The organism is Vibrio sp. SCSIO 43140, from assembly GCF_023716585.1.
In the GTDB taxonomy this organism is placed as follows: Bacteria; Pseudomonadota; Gammaproteobacteria; order Enterobacterales; family Vibrionaceae; genus Vibrio; species Vibrio maritimus_B.
Map to the genome: position 1 here is coordinate 702,405 of NZ_CP071851.1, position 16,957 is coordinate 719,361.

Annotated in this window: 14 protein-coding genes; 6 read left to right on the top strand and 8 right to left on the bottom strand. The window is 44.5% G+C overall.

Features of this window, described 5'->3' with window-relative positions:
• The first annotated feature begins 78 nt into the window (after positions 1–78).
• Entirely contained in the window at positions 79–1,077 is a 999-nt protein-coding gene (locus J4N45_RS21710; protein WP_252016920.1) for a sugar-binding transcriptional regulator, read from the top strand.
• Here the strand turns inward: J4N45_RS21710 and J4N45_RS21715 are convergent.
• Complete coding sequence (locus J4N45_RS21715; RefSeq protein ID WP_252016922.1) at positions 1,074–1,964, bottom strand: LysR family transcriptional regulator; 891 nt, start codon at positions 1,962–1,964, stop codon at positions 1,074–1,076. The two genes, J4N45_RS21710 and J4N45_RS21715, sit on opposite strands and share 4 nt — an antisense overlap.
• A 106-nt stretch (positions 1,965–2,070) precedes the next feature.
• Between J4N45_RS21715 and J4N45_RS21720 the strand changes: the two genes are divergently transcribed.
• Positions 2,071–2,592, top strand: a complete 522-nt coding sequence (locus tag J4N45_RS21720; protein WP_042471258.1) for a lactoylglutathione lyase family protein — start codon at positions 2,071–2,073, stop codon at positions 2,590–2,592.
• Positions 2,593–2,670: 78 nt separating this feature from the next.
• Here the strand turns inward: J4N45_RS21720 and J4N45_RS21725 are convergent, their stop codons facing one another.
• The 4 genes from J4N45_RS21725 to moeA form a co-directional block, all read right to left on the bottom strand.
• Positions 2,671–3,504, bottom strand: coding sequence for a sulfurtransferase (locus J4N45_RS21725; RefSeq protein WP_252016923.1), 834 nt, complete (start codon positions 3,502–3,504; stop codon positions 2,671–2,673).
• Between the two features lie 84 nt (positions 3,505–3,588).
• A complete protein-coding gene (locus tag J4N45_RS21730) occupies positions 3,589–3,894 on the bottom strand; it encodes a hypothetical protein (protein WP_252016925.1) in 306 nt (101 codons plus the stop codon).
• 28 nt (positions 3,895–3,922) lie between these two features.
• Positions 3,923–4,672, bottom strand: coding sequence for a molybdopterin-synthase adenylyltransferase MoeB (gene moeB / locus J4N45_RS21735; protein ID WP_252016927.1), 750 nt, complete (start codon positions 4,670–4,672; stop codon positions 3,923–3,925).
• Between the two features lie 9 nt (positions 4,673–4,681).
• Positions 4,682–5,917, bottom strand: a complete 1,236-nt coding sequence (gene moeA / locus J4N45_RS21740; RefSeq protein ID WP_252017217.1) for a molybdopterin molybdotransferase MoeA — start codon at positions 5,915–5,917, stop codon at positions 4,682–4,684.
• A 205-nt stretch (positions 5,918–6,122) separates the two neighbouring features.
• Here moeA and folE point away from each other — a divergent pair, with 205 nt between their 5' ends.
• Positions 6,123–6,776 carry a GTP cyclohydrolase I FolE gene (gene folE / locus J4N45_RS21745; RefSeq protein WP_042471267.1) on the top strand — a complete coding sequence of 218 codons (654 nt, stop codon included), beginning with the start codon at positions 6,123–6,125 and terminating at the stop codon, positions 6,774–6,776.
• A 195-nt stretch (positions 6,777–6,971) separates the two neighbouring features.
• Positions 6,972–9,020 (top strand): hybrid sensor histidine kinase/response regulator, encoded by a 2,049-nt coding sequence (locus J4N45_RS21750; protein WP_252016929.1) that lies wholly within the window; start codon positions 6,972–6,974, stop codon positions 9,018–9,020.
• 73 nt (positions 9,021–9,093) lie between these two features.
• On the opposite strand, the gene cqsA is transcribed toward J4N45_RS21750, so the two are convergent.
• The 3 genes from cqsA to clcA form a co-directional block, all read right to left on the bottom strand.
• Positions 9,094–10,275, bottom strand: a complete 1,182-nt coding sequence (gene cqsA, locus J4N45_RS21755; RefSeq protein ID WP_252016932.1) for an alpha-hydroxyketone-type quorum-sensing autoinducer synthase — start codon at positions 10,273–10,275, stop codon at positions 9,094–9,096.
• Positions 10,276–10,498: 223 nt separating this feature from the next.
• Positions 10,499–11,467 (bottom strand): TDT family transporter, encoded by a 969-nt coding sequence (locus J4N45_RS21760; RefSeq protein ID WP_286036918.1) that lies wholly within the window; start codon positions 11,465–11,467, stop codon positions 10,499–10,501.
• Positions 11,468–11,586: 119 nt separating this feature from the next.
• A complete protein-coding gene (gene clcA / locus J4N45_RS21765; protein ID WP_252016934.1) occupies positions 11,587–12,984 on the bottom strand; it encodes a H(+)/Cl(-) exchange transporter ClcA in 1,398 nt (465 codons plus the stop codon).
• A gap of 540 nt (positions 12,985–13,524) precedes the next feature.
• Here clcA and J4N45_RS21770 point away from each other — a divergent pair.
• Both J4N45_RS21770 and J4N45_RS21775 read left to right on the top strand, forming a co-directional pair.
• Complete coding sequence (locus J4N45_RS21770) at positions 13,525–14,523, top strand: CobW family GTP-binding protein (protein ID WP_252016936.1); 999 nt, start codon at positions 13,525–13,527, stop codon at positions 14,521–14,523.
• A 152-nt stretch (positions 14,524–14,675) separates the two neighbouring features.
• Positions 14,676–16,952 (top strand): multiheme c-type cytochrome, encoded by a 2,277-nt coding sequence (locus J4N45_RS21775; RefSeq protein WP_252016938.1) that lies wholly within the window; start codon positions 14,676–14,678, stop codon positions 16,950–16,952.
• Positions 16,953–16,957: the final 5 nt, after the last annotated feature.

Here is a 16,957-nt window from a genome sequence, read left to right on the forward strand (position 1 = left end):
CGGTAAGGTTATCATTGAGCAAATGATTGATATGTGAGCCAATGCTCGCCTGAATAGAATCGCGGAGTAGTACAGCCGATGAAAAACGACAGCAACGAAACCAGCAACGATTTATTGACCGAAATCGCGGTGGCTTATTATCAAGATGGGGCGACACAAGAAGAGATTTCCAAAAAGTTTGGGGTATCGCGAGCAAAGATAGGACGGTTACTCAAACAGGCGAGAGACGAGGGCATTGTCGAGATCACGGTTAAGTATCACCCAGTATACAGTGCCAAGATAGAACAGCGCCTGATTGAACGATTTGGTATTAAGCGGGCGCTTATTGCTCTTGACCAGCCAGATGAAGAGTCGCAGCGAACTCAAGTGGGCGGTTTGGTTTCGAACTACCTTGCTCAAACCTTACGTGGCGGAACAGTTGTTACCGTAGGTCAGGGTAGGAATGTCTCGGCAGTCGCGCATCATATGGGGGTTATTACTCCCCGTGATTGTAAGTTTGTTTGCGGAATCGGAGGCATTCACCCAAGGGGTGGACGCTTTAATGCTGATCATATTTGTCGACAACTGGCGAAAAAGTACGGGGGAACGTCAGAAACGCTTTATGCGCCGGCGTACGCTGAAAATAGAGACCAGAAAATGGTGTTTATGCAAAACGCTACGGTCAAGCAAACTCTCGACTTGGCACGCAAAGCGGATGTGGCAATTGTTGGTGTGGGCGATATGAGCGAGAACAGCTATATGGTGGATCTAGGATGGTTTACTACGGATGAAGTGGTTCAATCGCGGTTGAATCAAGGGGTTGTTGGTGATTTTGCAGGCTATGATTTCTTCGACATTCAGGGCAGAGCAGCCAACACCGTTATGAGTGATCGTGTCATTGGATTAGGGCTTGAAGAGTTCCGCCGCATTTCAGAAGTCATCGCCATTGCTTCTGAAAACAGCAAACCAATGGCACTGTTAGGTGCGCTTCGCACCGGCGTAGTGGATGTTGTTGCAACAAGCGTTAGTAACGCGCTGACAGTGCTTAACCTTGACGAACAAATGCTAAGCCTGCCTGACACTTCAGAAGAGGACTAGGAAAACTCCGTCTCTTTTATGACCTCAAGAAGAAACGAGTAACGCGCAGCCAGCTGTTTACGTTTCTTCTTCACAAAGTACAGCGGTTCACTCACCAATTCTGCGGTTGGCCAAACGTCGACTTTATCCTTGTACTCAGAGTATTCGATAGCGACCTTGGGTAAGACGGTAACTCCAATTCCCATCGAAACAGGCTGCAGAATTTGGCTATGTTGGTTGATATAGCTGACTTTTCTAAAATCCTGCCACTCAGCCTCTTCGAGTTCTTCGAGCCCGCTTTGATCAAATAGCTTTTGTAAGTAGTACTGAGCATCTGGGTGGTCAATCACGCCCAACTGCTCAAGCGCATCTCGCGGACTAAGGTCAGACACGGAGGCTTTGGAGCCAATCAGACATAATTCAAGCTGCCCCAAATACTCCGAGGACAAGTCTGGATGTTGGGGTACCGCGGTAACAATGCCCGAGTCTATCGTACCGTTGGTGACGCTCTCTATTACTCGCCGGTTTGGAGCCGCTTCAATATTGACGCGTAAACCCGGGTATTGAGTTTGAAGTAGGAGCAGTTTGGGGTACAGCGCGGTGCTTATTGCACCAGAGGCAGAAAAGCTGAGATTTCCTGATTCAGGGTCATCGTATTTGAGCTTTTCTAGTAGTGAGGCCTCCTGCTTGGCTAGGTCGCATGCGTAGTTATAAACCAGTCGCCCTTGCTCCGTCAGTTCGAAGGTTTTTCCTTCTCTTGTGATCAGTTCCGCTTTTAGACTCGCTTCGAGCTTTTTAATGTGCTGGCTCACGCCAGGCTGAGTCATAAACAGCTTTTCTGCAGTCTGGGTAAAGTGACCAATCTCTACTAGAGTTTTAAACGTATTAAGCCAAGTTGTGTTAATCATACACTCTACATTGATAACAAATCCTTATTGTCTGAAGAGTATATGATAAATAACAACGAATCCATCAGAAGTATCTTATTCTCAACTAGAGAGAGGGACACCACTCATGACTTCACCCAACACAAATCCCACCTATCCACGTACTTTTAGCCATATCGGTATATCAGTTCCCGACTTGGAAGCCGCTGTGAAGTTCTACACAGAGGTATTAGGCTGGTACTTGATCATGCCTCCAACCGATGTCACTGAAGATGATTCGGCAATCGGAGTGATGTGTACCGACGTATTTGGGGCAGGGTGGAAGCACTTCCGTATCGCTCATATGTCGACAGGCGATCGCATTGGTGTCGAGTTATTCCAGTTCGATAATCAAGAAAATCCAGAAGATAACTTTGAATATTGGAAAACCGGCGTATTCCATTTCTGTGTACAAGATCCGGATGTGGAAGGGTTAGCGGATAAAATCGTAGCTGCTGGTGGTAAACGAAGAATGAAAGAACCACGTTACTACTACCCAGGAGAGAAGCCTTATCGCATGATTTACATGGAAGACCCGTTTGGCAATATTTTAGAGATCTACTCTCACAGTTATGAGTTGCATTACTCAAGTGGTGCTTACACAGGCTAAGTAACGAAGGTTTTTGATTCGAACGCCCCGACATACAAGTGGGGCGTTGTTTTATATTAAGGCTATTTCTTCTGTATGTTAAAGTTGGATAGGTAGGTCAGTTCGCTGACCCCATTCAGTCCATGACCCGTCGTACACAGACAAGTTAGTGTAGCCACACAAGTACGCCCCTAGCGCCAAAATACACGCTGTCACACCCGACCCACAACTAAACACTAGATGTTCACGCTTGCTTGCACTGATAGACGAAAACAATGGAGCAAGCTCTTCAAGGGGTTTGAGAGTACCTTCCTCCATTAATTCTGCAAACGGTAGGCACACCGAGTTTGGAATGTGACCGCTACGAATTCCCTCACGCGGTTCGGGAGTTTCGCCCTTGAAGCGTGCCAATGAGCGGGCGTCAACGATACGTGCGCACCTGTTATCTGAGTATTGCAACACTTGTTCAGCGGCAATGAAATAGTTGCCATCAACGGGTTGAGATAGGGTAGAGGCACTTCGCGCACTGTAGTTTTCATCAACAGAATAGCCCGCTGCTTTCCAAGCTGGTAGACCACCGGACAAGACATGCACGTGCTTAAGACCGAGAGATTTCAGCATCCACCATGCACGAGGTGAGGCAAATGTTCCTGAGTTGTCGTAGACGACAATGGTGCTTTCTGGCGTAATTCCGAGTTTAGCTGCGAGTTCATTGAAACGCGCTTCGGACGGCATCATGTGAGGTAGTGCTGCCTGCGGGTCACAGAACTCATTGTCGTAGTCAAAGCGCTGGGCGGTTGGAATGACGCCACTCTTGTCTTTATTGGGCTCGAGCGGGATTTGGAATTCAATACTGGCGTCTAAAACAATGGTATCTGGATTATTATGTAGTTGCGTTTTTAACCACTGTGGAGAGATGAGGGTATCTGTCATGTGCCGTTCCTTATTATTGTTTTGTTCCACTATTATGCTGTTTCAGCATGCAGGCAAAAAACGCAAGTGTCTAGGTGTAAAACACTATTTAGGTACGCAATGGTCCAACTGATAGGTGGTTGAATCTCCCCACGATGAGGAAGCGCTCAGTACGACTTTATCGCCGACAGGGCAAAGAGATAGGGCATTGGTTAGGAGCCGAGTTGAGGTGCCATCATCAAAAATAACTACCATGTAATGGCGATTGCCATCAAGTGACTGAGTTAGGACGTGGCTTTGCACCGTTGCGGTGATGGTTTGGTTATCATCAGAGGATTGAAAAGTGAGCAAAAGTACCAAAAGACCGACGCCAGCTAACAGTAGAGTTATAGCGATGGAAAATGGTTTCATTTGCTCACTCTGTCATTGTTTTAAAAGCTTAGCCACAAACTTGGCAGGATTTGGATTTAGGAAGCCCCATCTCACGCCAAGTTAAGGTAAGGCCATCAAATAACACCAGCTTTCCGATCTTTGGTTGACCATAGTTCGCAAGTACTTTAATGGCTTCGAGCGCTTGTGTCGCTCCGATAATACCGACTATTGGAGACATTACGCCAGCTTCAACACAGCTCAGGCTCGTGTCGCCAAATAGAGCGCTCAAACACGCATAACAGGGCAAGGCATCATCTTGATAGGTAAATACCGATACTTGTCCTTCCATGCGGATAGCAGCGCCACACACTAGAGGTTTTTTGTGCTGATAACAAAGACGGTTAAGTTGATTTCGTGTCTCAACATTGTCTGTTGCATCTAAAACCAATGAATGCTGAAGGATTTGCTGCTCAAGCTCTTTATCGCTTAGTCGCTTAGCGACTGTATTGACAGTGATAAAGGGGTTGAGTTTACACAATGATTGTTTGGCGGAATCTACTTTGTTTTTTCCAACCGTTTCGTCAGAGTGTAGGACTTGACGTTGGAGGTTCGACACCTCCACCTTGTCATCATCGACTAGGGTGATGGTGCCAACACCTGCGGTAGCAAGGTATTGGCTTGCTGCGCAACCTAGTCCGCCAGCTCCAATAATTAAGATTGAAGACTGTTTAAGCGCTTCTTGTCCATCGAAATCGAAGTTCTTGAGAATGATCTGCCGATTGTATCGAAGCATCTCTTCATCAGAGAGAATATCCAAGGTCACCTCTTAGTAAAGCGTAGGGTTGAACAGTTGAATCTGGACCGTTTCACCAACTTCTATTGAGCCACGCTCTCTTTCAAGCACTACAAAGCAGTTAGCAAGGCTCATCGAACGGAACGCACCTGAACTTTGGTTACCCGTTGTTTCGACGACGAACTGACCATTCTCAATAGTATAGATACCGCGTTGGTAGTCTGTTCGGCCCGGTGCTTTTTTAAATGCGCTACGGGTTGTCGCTGGGATCGATTCTGGCTGTTTCCACTCTGTGTTGCCTGCAAGCTTTGCAATGAGCGGTTGTACCAGCACATACATAGTCAATACGGCTGACACGGGGTTGCCAGGTAATCCGCAGAACCAAGCATTATCAAGTTCACCAAACGCGAAAGGTTTACCAGGCTTAATCGCAAGTTTCCAAAAGCCAATTTGACCAAGTTCTTCAAGAATGTCTTTGGTGTAATCGGCTTCGCCAACACTCACACCACCTGACGTAATGACAACATCTGCTTGTTGTTGAGCTTGCTCGAATGTCGCTTTAAGTGTGTCCTGACAATCAGGGATGATACCTAGGTCAATGGCTTCGCAACCAAAGTTTTCGATGAGCGGCTTAATGCCGTAGCGGTTGCTATCATATATTTGACCTGCTTCGAGTTCGGTGCCTAAGGGCTTGAGCTCATCACCGGTTGAGAAGAATGCGACTTTTGGTTTGCGATAGACACTAATATGACTGATGCCAAGTGTGGCTATCATAGGAATATCACGAGCGGTTAAGCGAGCACCTTTTTTCAGTACGATGTCATTGGCACAAATATCATCGCCGGTAGGGCGAATGTTCATGTTAGCTTTGACACTAGGCTGAGAAAAAGTGATGTTGTCACCATCTACACTGGTGTTCTCTTGCATGATGACTGCGTCACAACCTTCAGGGATTTTCGCTCCTGTCATGATGCGTACAGTCGTCATTGAAGGCCACTCACCATCAAAAGGAGCGCCAGCAAATGATTTGCCAACCATAAGCATGGTGGTAGATTGCTCAAGGTCGCTCAAGCGAATGGCGTATCCATCCATTGCTGAGTTATCAAACGGTGGAACATTAATAGGTGACAGAATGTCTTCAGCCAGTACATAGCCTAATGCTTCAGCCAGCGGAAGGGCTAGGGTGTCAGAAATAGGGGTGATTGGAGTGAGCATTTTATCCAATGCTTCTTCGATAGGCATTAAGCCTGGTGCGTCGCAGCAACCCATAAGATAAGTCATCCTGATTGATTCAATAAAACCATTCGACTCTAACACACTTTATTGGATGAGAGGCTTATCCCTTTGGAAAAAAGCAGCTAAATGTTGCTCCAAATCATAGCGGATACAAAGCAATACGGAATTTGTGGGTGTAATTGCGTGTAAATCCGAGTATCCTTGTCTCCCCTTACGGGAGTTAGTGCGAGGAAGTAAGATGTCAGGTTTAAGTGAGTCAGCAAAATTGGTGAAAGAAGCGTTGTCAGAACGTGGACTGGAAACCCCAATGTTGCCGAATGAAGTAACAAGAGAAGAAAAGAAAGAGCGTATCGAGCATCACATGCGTGAGATCTTGACCCTCCTTCAACTTGACCTTGCGGATGATAGTTTGATGGAGACGCCACATCGCATTGCTAAGATGTACGTGGATGAGATTTTTTCAGGCCTAGATTACAGTAACTTCCCAAAAATCACCGTCATCGAAAACAAGATGGATGTCAGTGAAATGGTGCGAGTAAAAGACATTACTGTGACCAGTACCTGTGAACATCACTTAGTGACTATCGATGGTAAAGCAGCTGTCGCTTACATCCCACGCGGCAAGATCATCGGCCTATCGAAAATCAATCGAATCGTCAGATTTTTCGCTCAGCGCCCTCAAGTGCAAGAACGCATGACGCAGCAAATTTTAGTCGCGCTACAAACCTTGCTAGAAACCGATGACGTTGCGGTAACGATGGACGCAGTACATTACTGCGTGAAATCTCGTGGCGTTATGGACGCAACGAGTGAGACAACAACAACAGCGCTTGGCGGTATTTTCAAATCAAATCCTGCAACACGCCATGAGTTTCTACATGGTTTGCGCTAAATCTCTCGATTGTAAATAAAAAGCTATAGACGCCCTCTAATTTCAGAGGGCGTTGTTGTATTTGTCACTGCTTTTCGTTCATACTATTGATTACATAAAGGATTTGCTAAGAAATTAGCCAGCTAGACTATGGACGTTCAAAACAAAAAAATACCTCGTCCTGGTTTGCTGTTCTTATAGTTGGACTAGGTTGAAATGAACAGAATTCAAAAAATCTACAGTTATGCTGAGCCTAATACGACTCTGGTGGTTGTGATGGGTGGGTTTGGTTACCCTGTATACTATTGGGTATGGGATACGCTCTATCCTCAGCCCTACGAAAACTTATGGCTGAGACTGCTCTGCTCGCTGGCGGTTTTCGTTTTAGCATTTCGTGGCGTGATGACCAATAGATTAAAGAAGGTAGTTCCATATTATTACCTAGTTTCCATTGGTTTTTGTCTTCCTTTTTTCTTCTCTTATATGATGTTTATGAATGGCTGGAATGATGTATGGGTATTATCATTTATGTCATCTATATTTCTGCATATTCTCTTGGTTTATGATACTAGGGTTATGTTATTGCAGGCATTAATCTGTGTAATGAGTGCGGCTTTAATAGCTCATTTTAATTTACCTGACGGTGTGAACTTTTCTGAACATCTGGTATATTTGCCGATCTTCGCATTTACGTATTTATTTGGTAATTTGTTTTATTTTCGAAACCAAACAGAACATGAAGCGAAATTTACTGTTGCGAGATCGTTTGGTGCAGGTATTGCACATGAAATGCGAAACCCACTGAGTGCATTGTTGTCTTCGTTTGAAGTAATCAAGAGTATCATACCAAGTGGTAACTCATCTTACAGGAATACATATCAATTAAATGCACAAGAAATACAAATACTCAATGATATTATTGATGATTCTATGAAAGCAATTTGGACTGGTAACGAAACCATAGACTTATTGTTGACATCAATAGATCAAAATAGAGTGTCAACTTCAACGTTTTGTAAGTTGAATGCTAAGTCGATTGTAGATAATGCGGTTGATAGTTTCAGTTATAAAAATGCGGCTGATAAAAGGCTCGTTTTCTTCGATATAAAAGAAGATTTTAGTTATTTCGGGAGTGACACGCTTTTAAAGTATGTCGTATATAATCTATTAAAGAATTCTTTCCGACATCGAGGTGCAGGTAAGTTCAACATTGTGATTAGCTCCAAGGTGACTGAGAATGGCAATAGTATCTTATTTAGGGATACGGGTATTGGGATTGAACCTGAACTTATAAAGAATATATTTGATGATTTCTATACGACGGGCAAGAACGGTACGTTTGGCTTAGGGTTGTCTTTTTGCAAGAAGGTGATGCGTTCATTTGGCGGCACAATAGCCTGTCGTTCAAGTGTTGGAGAATGGACGGAGTTTGAGTTGTTTTTCCCTAATTACTCCTCGCCAGCGGTAAAAAATATCAAAACCGAGTTGGTCAAGGCTAAATCTGTTCTATTCATCGGAGATGAAAAATCGGAGGTTGCCACTGAGCTTATAAAGCTGCAAGGCATCACTCAAATGAAAGTCGAGTTTGTGAGTTTAGAGGATGCCTGTGAGCGGGATGAATATCACTTTGAATATAGCTTGATACTCATAGATGGCGAGTTTAATAGCAATGGTTGGTCACTAATGTCGCGCCTCGAAGGTAAACTGGGATTCACTGAGGCTAGGATTGTATTCCTCAATGAAGAAGATGCTACTCGTAACCTTTATTTCCAACGATATGTCAATATCGTTCTTAATAGTAGGGAAGCGCTCATCAGCCAGCCATTAGCTACGTTAGACTATTTATTGTTTGATTCTTTAGAAGATGATGAGCCTGACCAAGCATATAATGAAATCTCAACTAAGAAGACAGTCATGATTGTCGATGACAACCACTCATTGCGCTCGATTACTAGTATTATGCTTGAAAAACAAGGCTTACATGTAATACAAGCTGAAAACGGGCAGGTCGCCCTAGATGTTCTAGATGAAGAAGACGTCCACTTAATTCTTATGGATGTAGAGATGCCAGTACTCGATGGTTTATCTGCGACTCGGAAAATACGTGAGTCAAACATGCCTTACTCATCGGTTCCAATCGTTGGTTATACCGGTGATAAAAGCGAAGAAACCGTCGTTCAGATTAACCAAAGTGGTATGAATGATTATATTGTTAAGCCAACTCCTAAAGATGAGTTAATTGATAAAGTAGCGACTTGGTTGTAGTTGAATTACGACTGTAAAAGGGCTGAATTAACAAAAAAGATAACGCCTACATTGACGTAGGCGTTTTTATATCTTAATAGAAGATAAGGTCGTTGTTCAGCCAAGCTGATCGGCAAACCTCTATGACTTTATCGAGATCCTGCTTAGTGTGCATCGCATTGATGGATAATCTTAGTATGTGCTTATTGTTAGGTGTCGCTGGTGGGGCAAACACTGAGCCAAACACACCGTTTTCCTCAAAGTAGTTTCTTACTTTAATCGTGTTTTCCACATCACCAGTTTCCAAACCTATGATTTGCGATTCACTTTGAATGGCAAAGCCAATGGAACGCAGTTCCTTATTTAGGTATTGAGCGTTCTTGTTGAGTGTTTGTCGTCTCTTCTCAGAGCTTACGATGACGTCGTGTGTTTTGCTTAGTCGAGCGAGTTCGTAAGGCAGCATTGTTGAGCTAAATATTGCCGGAAAAGCGACCATTGGGACGCAATAGTTGGTTTTCTCATTGGCTAAAATAACACCAGCGCGATAGGCATATGTTTTAGCGAGACTCGCGGTAATGTAATCAACATGCTCGGTAAGCCCCAGCTCTGCAACGAGACCAGCCCCTCGTGGACCATGGGTTCCTAGCGAATGAGATTCGTCAACGACCAAGGCGCAATCAAACTCGTAGGCAAGCGAAACGAGATCCACCAGTGGGGCAACCGTGCCAACGGTACTGTAAATAGAATCTACAAGAATGATTCCGCTGCCGTTTCTCGATATTTGACGTTTTAGGTGCTTGATATTGTTGTGCATAAACATATGCACCTTGGCCCCGGCAATGCGTGCCCCTTCCCACAATGAAGCATGGGCAAAGAAATCAACGTAGACGTTTGTATCTTTGTCACAGATGGCTTGCAGAAGGTTTACATTGGCAGTCCAGCCTGACTGAGCAACTAAGCAGCTTTCGAACCCAACATGACGCGCCAACTTCGATTCGAAGTCACTTTCTTTTTCTTCGCCCAGCAAATAAACACCGGACATGAGCAAGCTTTCTTTGGTTTCGCGTATTCCCTGAATATGAGCTTCTTGAATTTCGTAGTGGTCATGCAGACAAAGGTAGTCATTTGTTTGCATTACAACATCGCTGCTAGTTGGTCGACCGCCACAAACAACAGGATGATTTTCTGTATTCGAACTGATCCTGTCCGCAATAAAATGCTCATGCTTTTTAGTAATAAATTCTGGGAGAGACTTTTTAATCTGAGTTAAGTGCATAGCAGTTATTCTCTATGTAATTGAAATCATATGTCGGCCGATGCACTTATTTATTGCCGACAAACGAGCTGCTGTCATTAGTGAATATTTTATTTTTTGGTTCTGTTTGCAAAATGAACTATATTCTATGGGATTATGTTTATTTTGCTTATACCTGTTGGGGGTCTAAGTGATTGAAAACTCTACGCTCCTATCGCATTATTGATATTTGTATCACAAAATATTAGCGACTTCTACCAAGCTCAGGCCAGTACATTTTTACAAATCCGACACTCACCCAAACCACTGCTAACGTCGCTACAGTCAGTTCGAGAAATCCAAAATTATGCAGCCAGTGCCAATGTGGATGTTCGGCTTCAAAAAACGTAGTAAGCCTATGCATTGCAATCGAACTAATGACTGAGGGAAACGTAATTGCTGCTATTGAAGGCTGGAATTTGAGCTTAAGTAGTCGGAAGTAGCACAAATAGATCAGCATAGTCATTGTAATGGCGATGCCAGCTAACGCACCAGTGAGTATAGGATCAGGTTCGGGAAAATTGACTAAGTATGCAGATAATGTGAGGTTGATCGGAGCGGCCATAATGGCCAAAGTGGGTCTTGCACGTTTTCTTAGCATCCCTTCGAATACCAAACGGTATAGAACAAGCGGCAGCATAAAAAAGTAAATAGTAATACAAACCGAAGCAATAGTTTCCGAGTAAACAGTGTGCCCAAATTGTGTTCCAGCCAATGAACTACTGATTAGGCCTACTGGATAGAGAAACCAACTAGGCACTATATTCGACATTCGGAAGTTTTTTATTTGGTGGAAGAAAAATAACACAGCCATTGATACATGAAGTGTTAAAGCGGCAAACCAGAGAGGATAGGCTACGATTGGCTGAATAACCGCGAGGTAGTCACATAGAATTAAAAGCGCCATGCTCATTGGCGCCATCAAACTACCTGTTAAGGGATTCTTAATATCCGCCGAGAAGATATGTCTATTCAGTAGGTATTTGATTAATACTGGTAGCAGTAGAATAGCGCCTAATGCCGCTAATATAGGCTGAATCTGCTTACCTATGTCAGGAATATACAGTGCCCAAGCATGCCCTAAACCGATCATACCAAGCGCTAAAGAGGCTTGAGAGGTCGGTACATTATGAAACTGGGTAAGACGTTTAAGGGGAGCAAAGCTTATTGTCACAGGGGGCTCTCTTGAAATTCCATATCCAATGGCTGCTAATTTTTTAGCAGTCTAGCCGTCTAATTATACATGCTTTTCTAGATCACGTAACCATGAAACATCTTACAGTATGATTAAATTCACTCTTTTCTAGGTAGATCAACTTGCTGGAGTTTTTCGTTTTTAATGGTGCGATGTAGAAGTTGGCTATAGATAGGTTGGCCACCAAGCATCTGGGCGACGATGGTAGCGCCAACCGCTGTGATGATCAAAGGTAATATCAAGTGATAGTTATTGGTCATTTCTATAACCAACAAAATTCCTGTGATTGGCGCACGCACAGTGGCAGCAAATAGCGCTCCCATTCCTGCGATAGCGAACACTCCCGGCTCTATGGGAAGCTCTGGGAAAAGGGTATGTGCGACTAGGCCAAAAGCGTAACCAAAGGAAGTACCAAGCGCCAACATTGGCGCAAATATACCGCCAGGCGCACCCGAGCCAAAACAGATAAGCGTTGTCAGAACGCGTCCGATAAATAGAAGAATCAAGACTTGAGCACTGAAGCTCCCATTGGTTATTTCGGGGATTAAACCTATGCCTCCGCCAGTAAGTTCTGGTACATACAGCAGCAATAAGCCAAACGTACCGCCGATCATTGAACCTGTGAAAAGGAAACGCTTTAGGTCGTTTTTATGAATACGGACAAACAAGTCCTGAAATACCGTCACTAGGCGATTAAACACAACCCCAAATCCACCAAACAAAGCCCCAAGTAACAGGAATAGCCATAGTATTTGCAGGTCAGGCGAGCTGTACTGCGGCATAGTAATGACCGCGTGTTGTCCATTGATGGCGCGAAAAACGATGGTGGCCGTCACCGCGGAGATCAGAACGGCTTTGATAGAGATAAGGGAGTAGCGAAAATGTGGGCGCATCTCCTCAACAACAAACATAATGCCTGCTAGAGGGGCATTGAACGCAGCGGCAAGACCACCCGCGGCACCAGAGGCCAGAAGGGTATGGCGACTATCATCGTTTTTCACCCGAAATATATCCGTCACCATACGGGCAATATTACCACCCATTTGAACGGTAGGGCCCTCACGTCCCAATACCATGCCTGAGCCGAGGGCTCCAAGACCACCAAAGAACTTTACAGGTAAAACTCGCCACCAACGTACAGGGCGCATATTATCCATCGCACCTTCGATCTCTGGAATACCTGACCCTGCTGCTTCAGGGGCAAACTTGTGAACCAAAAAATAACCCACGAACGCGAGTAGGGCACTGATAAGAAAAGCAAGCAACCATAGCGGCAAAACGGAGCCTATTTCGTCTTTTAGCCAATCCGTTCGAGTTTCGGTAACGAAATGAACACCCAGCTCAAAAAGAGTCCCGACGAGCCCAGCAAATACGCCGACCACACATGACAGAAGAAGAACTGAAATCGGGGTTTTGTCTCTAGAGAGAAATTGATTGATCGTTCCTTTTGGCACGTGGGCAAGTAACGACTGTTTAATTTTCTCTCTTTTGGTCATTGTAGTAAGAACCTTTTTGGGTTAACTGATGGGTACTTAAGGTAAAATTATACGACTTCACAAAGTTGGCAACAGTGGCAAGAATGAAAAGTAGCATTTCACTATTCGCTGATACACCGAGAATGGCTTACCTAATTGAGATTATGCATAGACAGTGTGTTTTGCTGTCCAATTTCGAACCACCGTTCAACATATGTGATGTCAGGCACACTTCAAAACTTGTAATTTATCGTTTCTGTACCATAGTTAGAGTGTAGGGTTCATATTCGACTTACATGGAGGATTCAAATCCCTACCTACAATTTGGATGTGCAACATACACATACTACTGCCTCGTATACTATCTCAGCTGATCGATTTGGTTCAGAGATTCGCAAACTCACGATTGAGTCACGAGGGATCAAGGCGCGCGCAAAGTGCGCCTTTTGTCGTCTGCGATAAAGTAATCACTGAACACTTTTTCCTGTCCCCTCTATCACTCTAGAATCATTGAATAATTTGCGGTTATACTTTCCATAACAGCAAACACAGAGTAAGACTATGACTAACCAAGTCCCAACCAACATAATCACCGGCTTTTTAGGTGTCGGTAAGACCACAACGATACTCAATCTACTGAAAGACAAACCCGAGAATGAAAACTGGGCAGTTTTGGTCAATGAGTTTGGTGAGGTTGGCATTGACGGCGCAATGATGGCAGATGGTGGCGCTATGATTAAGGAAGTGCCAGGTGGCTGCATGTGTTGCACAGCGGGCGTTCCTATGTCTGTTGGCATCAATGCACTATTAAGACAAAAGCCAGACCGCCTGATCATCGAGCCAACAGGTTTGGGACATCCTAAGCAGGTTATTAAAACGCTGACTTCCGACCAATATGATAAGTATATTGATTTAAGAGCCACTATTGCGTTGGTTGACCCGCGTAACCTGTCAGACGAGCGACATCTAGAGAATAAAAATTTCAATGACCAACTTGCCTCGGCGGAAGTCATTATTGGCAACAAAGTTGATCAGTGCACAGCAGAAGATATTGATGTCTTTAATGATTGGCTGACCGATCAAGAGCCAGCAAAAATCTTCCACAAACTGGTTAAAAATGGTGAGCTTCCCCTTGAAGTACTTGATATAGAAAGACGCGATGTGGCACAAGAGCCGGCTAAACATGGTCATCATCAAGACGATCATGACCATAGCGACCTTGAACCAGTGTTTGAGTTGCCACCAGAGAAGCCGTTTATACGTCGCGAAAACCAGGGACAAGGCTATTTTAGCTGTGGATGGATCATCGGCGAAGAACACAAGTTTGATTTCGACCAGTTATTCTCGCTGTTTAGCGATCTAAATGCTGAGCGCGTGAAGGCGGTGGTCAATACAGACAAGGGCTGCTTCGCATTCAACGTGGCTAACCGCGTGGTTTCCGTAAATCAAATGTCACTAGAGGGCTATGAATCTCGAATTGAAGTTATAGACTCGCAACTGATGCCGTGGCAAGACTTAGAATCGATACTTTTAAAGCTATGCGGCTTGAATGAGGCGTAGAGATATTTGTGAATGAAAAGAGAGGCAAAGCGCCTCTCTTTTTTTTGTATAAATCTAAGCCAAATCAACTAACTCACCTTGCTCAGTGATGATTCTAGACTATTGTTATTATTGAAATAACAATAACTTGCAATAAAGCAAAGGAATGTCAGATGGGCGCAGTGGTTCGAGTGTTTAGTGTGGTTGTGATACTGCTCGCGAGCGTTACGGCACGTGGCGGTGATGGCACGATGTCGACCTCAAACAATTTAAAAGCTAGTTTTGTGGGCAGTGAAGCTTGTGTTGAGTGTCACCAAAAAGAAGTTGAGCAATGGAAAGGCTCAGACCATGAGCGAGCTATGGACCACGCAACAGAGCACAGTGTCCTAGGCGATTTCGACAACGCTGTATTTGAGTTTAAAGGCAAAGACAACCGATTCTTTAAAAAGGACGACCAATTTTGGGTCAATATCCAAGGTCCTGATGGTCAATTTTATGACTACCAAATCCAGTACACCTTCGGTCATTACCCCCTTCAGCAATATATGGTCGAGTTTGATGATGGCCGCGTGCAGCTGATCCCCTTTACTTGGGATTCCAGGGCTAAAGATCAGGGTGGGCAACGTTGGTATCACCTCTATCCAGAAACAACAATCAATGATGAGTTTTATTGGACTAACACTGGTCAAAACTGGAACTTCATGTGTGCCGATTGTCACTCAACGAATCTTGAAAAAAAATACAACAAAGCGATGAATCGCTATGACACAACCTGGTCAGAAATCACCGTAGGTTGTGAAGCGTGCCATGGACCAGGCAGCTTGCATGTAACTCTCTCAAAGCAGGAAAATTCCACCAACTTTTCTCAAGATAATCATTATGGCTTTGATCGCGATTTAAGCAAAGCGGTCTCAGAGTGGGTTTATCAAGAGGGCTATTCGACACTGCAACCAGAGTCCATCAAAGAGACACAACAGGTTAAGGTTTGTGCTCAATGCCACAGTCGCCGTGTTCAGTTGTCAGAGCAGTATGATCACGTTCAAGGGGATCTATTTGATAGGTATCTAGTCTCCAATTTAACGCCAGAACTTTATCACTCAGATGGTCAGATCTACGACGAAGTGTATGTTTTTGGCTCATTTGAACAATCAAAGATGGCCCAAAAGGGTGTGACTTGTACCAATTGTCACGATCCCCATTCAGCAAAGCTCAAAATACCAGAGGAAGCTGTTTGTGCTCAGTGTCATGTTGCCTCTGAATACACGCCAGAAAAGCATACATTCCACCAAGCAGGAACAGAAGCGAATAAATGTACAACCTGTCATATGCCAGAGACGACGTACATGGAAGTCGATCCGAGAAGAGATCACGGCTGGCACATACCTAGACCAGATATGAGTAAACACATCGGCACGCCTAATGTTTGTACTGCCTGTCATGAGGACAAAGATGCCGACTGGGCAAGCGAAACTTTGGCTCAGTGGTTCCCTAAATCCAACTACCAAAATACTCAACACTATGGTGTAGCTTTCTATGCTGCGGATATTGGTCACCTAGCGGCTGCAGACGCGCTCTCTTACATTGCGCAAGATGTGAACCAACCATCCATTGTACGAGCGTCAGCGTTGCAACGAATGGCTGGTTTTCAAGGGCAAAACAGTTTGATCGCGTTAGGACGGGCCGTGAAAAACCAGCAATCCATGATTCGAATTGGTGCGATACAAGGCAGCGCGCCATATCCGGCTCTGCAGCGCTGGCAGATTATTTCTCCGCTCCTTGAAGATGAAGTGCTCGCCGTTCGAGCGGAAGCCGCAGGTGCTCTGGCTCAATATTGGCGAGAGTTAAACCCACTCCAAAAAGATCAACTAAAAGCCCCTTTGAAAGAGTACATAGAAATTCAGGAGTACAACTCAGACCGAGGGTTTGGAAGAACCAATCTTGGCAATATCTACGCGGCACAGGGTAAAAGCCAACGAGCAATTGCAGAGTACCAAGGGGCCATTGAAATAGAGCCTTATTTTGAAAATAGCTATATCAATCTTGCCGACCTCTACCGAGGACTTGACGATGAGAAGTTGGCAGACCAAACACTCAAGCTAGGTATGAAAAATCAGCCAAACTCGGCAGCCATTCATTACAGTGCCGCGCTTTCAAAACTAAGACAGGGTGATAAAGCGGCCGCCAGCCAGTTACTGGCAAAAGCCAGCGAGCTAGAGGCAAGCAATCCTCAATATTGGTTCGTATACGGCTTATCAATGGAAACTGCCAATCTGAATGTTGCGCTTAACGCCGTAGATAAAGCTTATCAACTAAGTCGAAACCCAGAGCATCTGTTCTCGAAGTGCGATTTGATGCTCAAATACAATCACCGAGGAGCATCTCAATGTCTGAGCCAGCTGTCCAAGGTTGCACCACCAGAAGTTATACAGCAGTTAAAATCACGCTATTAGGAGCC

Excerpts from the sequence above, each read along its gene's own strand:
- J4N45_RS21710 (WP_252016920.1), top strand. The coding sequence starts at position 79 with ATGAAAAACGACAGCAACGAAACCAGCAACGATTTATTGACCGAAATC.
- J4N45_RS21715 (WP_252016922.1), bottom strand. The coding sequence starts at position 1,964 with ATGATTAACACAACTTGGCTTAATACGTTTAAAACTCTAGTAGAGATT.
- J4N45_RS21720 (WP_042471258.1), top strand. The coding sequence starts at position 2,071 with ATGACTTCACCCAACACAAATCCCACCTATCCACGTACTTTTAGCCAT.
- J4N45_RS21725 (WP_252016923.1), bottom strand. The coding sequence starts at position 3,504 with ATGACAGATACCCTCATCTCTCCACAGTGGTTAAAAACGCAACTACAT.
- J4N45_RS21730 (WP_252016925.1), bottom strand. The coding sequence starts at position 3,894 with ATGAAACCATTTTCCATCGCTATAACTCTACTGTTAGCTGGCGTCGGT.
- moeA (WP_252017217.1), bottom strand. The coding sequence starts at position 5,917 with ATGGGTTGCTGCGACGCACCAGGCTTAATGCCTATCGAAGAAGCATTG.
- folE (WP_042471267.1), top strand. The coding sequence starts at position 6,123 with ATGTCAGGTTTAAGTGAGTCAGCAAAATTGGTGAAAGAAGCGTTGTCA.
- J4N45_RS21750 (WP_252016929.1), top strand. The coding sequence starts at position 6,972 with ATGAACAGAATTCAAAAAATCTACAGTTATGCTGAGCCTAATACGACT.
- cqsA (WP_252016932.1), bottom strand. The coding sequence starts at position 10,275 with ATGCACTTAACTCAGATTAAAAAGTCTCTCCCAGAATTTATTACTAAA.
- clcA (WP_252016934.1), bottom strand. The coding sequence starts at position 12,984 with ATGACCAAAAGAGAGAAAATTAAACAGTCGTTACTTGCCCACGTGCCA.
- J4N45_RS21770 (WP_252016936.1), top strand. The coding sequence starts at position 13,525 with ATGACTAACCAAGTCCCAACCAACATAATCACCGGCTTTTTAGGTGTC.
- J4N45_RS21775 (WP_252016938.1), top strand. The coding sequence starts at position 14,676 with ATGGGCGCAGTGGTTCGAGTGTTTAGTGTGGTTGTGATACTGCTCGCG.